This is a genomic window from Kordia sp. E (assembly GCF_056033805.1).
Genome location: NZ_JBRASR010000023.1, coordinates 1 through 3,414, shown reverse-complemented (window position 1 = coordinate 3,414; position 3,414 = coordinate 1). Strand labels below are relative to the sequence as shown.

Below are 3,414 nucleotides of genomic sequence, written 5' to 3'. Positions count from 1 at the left end.
TGGGACGTGATTTAGAAGCCTTCTTAAAAGGACTTGTCACTGATAGTAATACTAACAATTCAGGATTTGCAAATTTTGATTTTCATGGGAATTACTTAAGTATGGACTTATTTGATGATTTAGGAGGAAATCCTACAAGTAGTTCAGTACCTAATTCTGGAATCACAATAACATCGACAGCAGCAAATCAAAACGTAGCAATTAGTATCAATGTTGGAACGCCTTCCGCTACATTTCCTGCCATAAACTTAACCTTAACAAATACTGCATTAAATTGGAGTACTTATGGGGCGAGTTGGGAGATTAGTGAAATTAGTCAGTTCTCATATACTACTTATGATAATGCTTCTCCAAGAAGGTTTGGTTTTATGATGACTGCAAAAATAGTAGCTCCTGGAACAACACAAGTAATTGAAGAAGTAATCATCAGTGGAAACACAATTGCTAGAATTGGTGAATGTAGTGTCGATGGTCAAGACAATGTTGCTACAGATACTAATGGTGTAACTATTGGAGAAGATTTAGGTGATGGAGGTATTTTAAACAGTGATGGAGAATGTGAGGACAAAGATGAATTTGCAGTAAGTTTGCGAAACGTACTAAATGCACTAATTCCAATTAGTTCTTCTCCTATAAACTTACAATCTATAGAAGCATATAATAATGATGATTTTCTTCCAGAATTCTTAGGAGATACGCCACTCAGTGCTACGGGAATTTGGAATAACAATGGAAACGGAAATTATACCATAACAATTAATGGAAGCACAGTATTAGAACTTTCTAATTTTTCAAATTTTCAATACAATGGAGAAACGCATAGTTTCGCTTCTCTAGCAAGTGGTAACGTTCCTTCTCAGAATGGAATTATAGCCTTTACAGGCATCAGTTTCAATTCTAATACAAATATTAATATAGAAGCTAATGTTAACTACACTGGAACTTCACAGTCAGTTTCTTATACATTTACTGCAACTGTTACAGCACTACCTTACGATTGTTGTTCATATGTCGATGGTGATGGTAGTAATAGTACTAATGATTGTGGAATAGTAGATACCGATGGAGATGGAATTGGTGACCTATGTGATGATACTCCTTGCGGTGTAGCAACAGCTGAAAATGATGATGATGCAGATGGAATTCCTGACGATTGTGACAATTGTATAAAAACATATAATCCGAGTCAAGTAGATACGGATGGAGACGGAATTGGTGATGTATGTGATAACTGCCCATCAGCACAAAACCCTGATCAACTTGATGCTGACAGTGATGGAATTGGTGATGTTTGTGATGATGATAATAGTAGTGCAGATTGTATAGATGAAATTAAAGATAATCAGCTGCTTTTTAATACAGGAATGACACAACTGTTTAACAGTGTCCTAAGCACAAATGGGTTTTATAACTCACAAGAAGTTATACAATATTTAAGTAACGATTTATTAAATTTCTTTGAAGAAAATGCTCGCATCCTATTAAATGATTCAAGTATTACATTCTCTTCTACAATGTGGGAAGCTCCAGTAGCAATTGATCAAACAATTACAAATGCAGTACAGCTTACATTTTCTAATTCAACGACTGACTACTATGTTGTTATTGAACTTACTGATGCATTAATGCAAAATGGAATTGCCAATAATGCTAACTTCATATCCATAGATCCTACTGGATTGCCTTCTAATACATTACCAATGGAATATGAAATTACCTATGCTTCTCAGTTTAATGGTAATACTGTTGCAATAAGTACTATTTTTCAATCCGAATATAGCGCTCGAAGAAACAAACCTTCTCCACTAAATTTCAATTGTGATTTAGATAAGATAAGAACTGACAGCGGAAGATACACTGCTTTTAAAAATGCAGAAACACAAATAAGAATCAAAAATAATACTTCTGACTATGAACCTTGTATTACTTGTATTCCACAAACAATAAGACCTGTGTTAAGGCAAGAAATGTGGGCAGCATATACGGATGCTGTTGGAGATATTCCAAATTATAACTTGCCAAGTAACTATAACTTAGAATATTTTGATGACATGAACTATCAATATATCACGGAAGGTTATATAAACTATCTTACAGGATTTGCTGGTGGTGATATACACAATGTTGATGTAACTGCACCTTATTTCTTAACAATTGCAGAATTTGGGGCAACACCTTTAAACTATGGATTTAATAACTATCAAGGAGTCATTGATGCTTATATTTTATATAGTACTGTAAGCAATTCACCTTTGGTATACCTAACTCCTAATGATGAAAATTACAAAAACTGGAGAGACTTCACTATTAAGTTTTTAGATGAACATCCAACTGTATGTCCACCAAAACCAATGTTTCCTACTATTGACGTACAAACAAATGACACCATAAGTGACTGTCAAGAATTTGCGATCAATATTGCAGAAGCATACGGACTCGATAATTACAATACATACATAGAGCGTGTAAAGCAAGAATTTAGAATAAACTACACACAGCAAGCAATGAGTAGTGTTATAGAAAAACTGAATCTTAGTTACGAAGATAAAGAATATCAATATACACTGTATTACTATGACCAAGCAGGAAATCTTACACAAACGGTTCCGCCGGAAGGTGTAAAAAGAGCTTCGCACACTCCAACTGAAATGGTTACTATTAACGATCATAGAAGTTCGAATTTGGGTACGGAAGTCCTTCCTGCACACGAATTAAAAACGGAATACAAATACAATTCATTAAATCAATTAGTATGGCAAAAAACGCCTGATGGCGGCATTACAGTATTTGCATATGATGAGTTAGGAAGAATAATTGCTTCTCAAAATGAAAAGCAACAACAAGAAAACCCTACCAAAGACTTTAGTTACACACGCTACGATGGACTTGGAAGAATTCTTGAAGCAGGAGAACTAGAAGATAGTACAAACAGCTATTACATATCAGAAGAAGGGAAATTATTCCTAGGAAATGATCGTGTTAATAATTTTGATACACATTATGATTCATGCAACAAAAGAGAAGTAACACGTACTACCTATGATGATCGAATTGTAGTAGAAAACAATGCTACTAACGTTGTATACTCTTCAGACTTATTTACAGCTCCGTATACAGCTTTTAATAGTATAAATAGAGTTACTGCTGTTACTTACTATGATGAAATTAAGGCGGGTAAAGCTCCTTCTTTTGACAATGCGTTATTCTATAACTATGATGTACATGGAAATGTAAAAGAGTTGGTAACGTATATTACTGAACTTAAAATTCCTGATTGTACCATACAGCCAGATGTGCTTGACTGTGAGTCGCATATAAAAAGAGTGCATTATCAATACGATCTTATTAGTGGAAATGTAAAGAATGTAACTTTCCAACCACAAAAACCAGATCAATTCATACACAAATATGAAT

1 protein-coding gene is annotated in these 3,414 nt (G+C 34.2%); it reads left to right on the top strand.

Going from position 1 to position 3,414, the window contains the following annotated elements; translation table 11 throughout:
* Positions 1 to 3,414: thrombospondin type 3 repeat-containing protein (locus ACUUYC_RS25410; RefSeq protein WP_474270655.1), on the top strand; the 3,414-nt coding region annotated here is incomplete at both ends.